This is a genomic window from Paenibacillus spiritus (assembly GCF_008710135.1).
Classification (GTDB): Bacteria; Bacillota; Bacilli; order Paenibacillales; family Paenibacillaceae; genus Paenibacillus_AQ; species Paenibacillus_AQ glufosinatiresistens.
The window spans coordinates 1-2,535 of sequence record NZ_VYKK01000034.1; the positions used below are offsets into that span (position 1 = coordinate 1).

Genomic DNA, 2,535 nt, shown 5'->3' on the forward strand with positions numbered 1-2,535 from the left:
CTCCGAGACGGATCCCGAGTAGTGCGGGGCACGTGAAACCCCGTATGAATCCGGCAGGACCATCTGCTAAGGCTAAATACTCCCTGGCGACCGATAGTGAAACAGTACCGTGAGGGAAAGGTGAAAAGCACCCCGGAAGGGGAGTGAAAGAGTACCTGAAACCGTGTGCTTACAAGAAGTCAGAGCCCAATTTAGGGGTGATGGCGTGCCTTTTGTAGAATGAACCGGCGAGTTACGTTTAACATGCAAGGTTAAGTCGAGAAGACGGAGCCGCAGCGAAAGCGAGTCTGAATAGGGCGAATGAGTATGTGGACGTAGACCCGAAACCGTGTGATCTACCCCTGTCCAGGGTGAAGGTGCGGTAACACGCACTGGAGGCCCGAACCCACGTACGTTGAAAAGTGCGGGGATGAGGTGGGGGTAGCGGAGAAATTCCAATCGAACTCGGAGATAGCTGGTTCTCCCCGAAATAGCTTTAGGGCTAGCCTCGGAAGTACAGTCATGGAGGTAGAGCACTGATTGGGTGCGGGGCCCGCAAGGGTTACCAAGCTCAGTCAAACTCCGAATGCCATCGACTGCTTATCCGGGAGTCAGACCGTGAGTGCTAAGATCCATGGTCAAAAGGGAAACAGCCCAGACCATCAGCTAAGGTCCCCAAGTGTGTGTTAAGTGGGAAAGGATGTGGAGTTGCACAGACAACCAGGATGTTGGCTTAGAAGCAGCCACCATTGAAAGAGTGCGTAATAGCTCACTGGTCGAGTGACTCTGCGCCGAAAATGTAACGGGGCTAAACACACCACCGAAGCTATGGCTTGATGCGTAAAGCGTCAGGGGTAGGGGAGCGTTGTATGCAGATTGAAGCTTGACCGGAAGGACAGGTGGACCGCATACAAGTGAGAATGCCGGTATAAGTAACGAAAAGATCAGTGAGAATCTGATCCGCCGAAAGCCCAAGGTTTCCTGAGGAAGGCTCGTCCGCTCAGGGTAAGTCGGGACCTAAGGCGAGGCCGAAAGGCGTAGTCGAAGGACAACAGGTTGAAATTCCTGTACCACCGTAATCCGTTATGAGCGATGGGGGGACGCAGGAGGGTAGTGACGCGGACTGATGGATGTCCGTCTAAGCAGCGAGGCTGGTGTGCAGGCAAATCCGCACACTGATAAGGCTGGGCTGTGATGGGGAGCGAAAATTACAGTAGCGAAGGTCATGATCTCACACTGCCAAGAAAAGCCTCTAGCCAGGAGAAGGTGCCCGTACCGCAAACCGACACAGGTAGGCGAGAAGAGAATTCTAAGGCGCGCGGAAGAACTCTCGTTAAGGAACTCGGCAAAATGACCCCGTAACTTCGGGAGAAGGGGTGCCTCGGTAGGGTGAATAGCCCGAGGGGGCCGCAGTGAAAAGGCCCAAGCGACTGTTTAGCAAAAACACAGGTCTGTGCGAAGCCGCAAGGCGAAGTATACGGGCTGACGCCTGCCCGGTGCTGGAAGGTTAAGGGGAGCGGTTAGGGGCAACCCGAAGCTGTGAACCGAAGCCCCAGTAAACGGCGGCCGTAACTATAACGGTCCTAAGGTAGCGAAATTCCTTGTCAGGTAAATTCTGACCCGCACGAATGGCGTAACGACTTGGGCGCTGTCTCAACGAGAGATCCGGTGAAATTTTAATACCTGTGAAGATGCAGGTTACCCGCGACAAGACGGAAAGACCCCATGGAGCTTTACTGCAGCTTGATATTGAATTTGGGTACGATCTGTACAGGATAGGTGGGAGCCGTAGAAGCGGGAGCGCAAGCTTCCGTGGAGGCGCCGTTGGGATACCACCCTGATCGTATCTAGGTTCTAACCTGGTACCCTAAGCGGGTACAGGGACCGTGTCAGGCGGGCAGTTTGACTGGGGCGGTCGCCTCCTAAAGTGTAACGGAGGCGTCCCAAGGTTCCCTCAGAATGGTTGGAAATCATTCGAAGAGTGCAAAGGCAGAAGGGAGCTTGACTGCGAGACCAACAAGTCGAGCAGGGACGAAAGTCGGGCTTAGTGATCCGGTGGTACCGCATGGAAGGGCCATCGCTCAACGGATAAAAGCTACCCTGGGGATAACAGGCTTATCTCCCCCAAGAGTCCACATCGACGGGGAGGTTTGGCACCTCGATGTCGGCTCATCGCATCCTGGGGCTGAAGTAGGTCCCAAGGGTTGGGCTGTTCGCCCATTAAAGCGGTACGCGAGCTGGGTTCAGAACGTCGTGAGACAGTTCGGTCCCTATCTGTCGTGGGCGCAGGAAATTTGAGAGGAGCTGTCCTTAGTACGAGAGGACCGGGATGGACGTACCGCTGGTGCACCAGTTGTTCCGCCAGGAGCACGGCTGGGTAGCTATGTACGGACGGGATAAGCGCTGAAAGCATCTAAGCGTGAAGCCCCCCTCAAGATGAGATTTCCCAATTAGTAAGACCCCTTGAAGACGACGAGGTAGATAGGCTGGGGGTGGAAGTGCAGCAATGCATGGAGCTGACCAGTACTAATCGGTCGAGGGCTTATCCAAAAGAAG

1 rRNA gene is annotated in these 2,535 nt (G+C 54.7%); it reads left to right on the top strand.

The features are described 5' to 3' along the window. Window positions 1-2,529: ribosomal RNA gene (locus F4V43_RS18570) — 23S ribosomal RNA — on the top strand; the annotation flags it as partial. Window positions 2,530-2,535 lie beyond the last annotated feature (6 nt).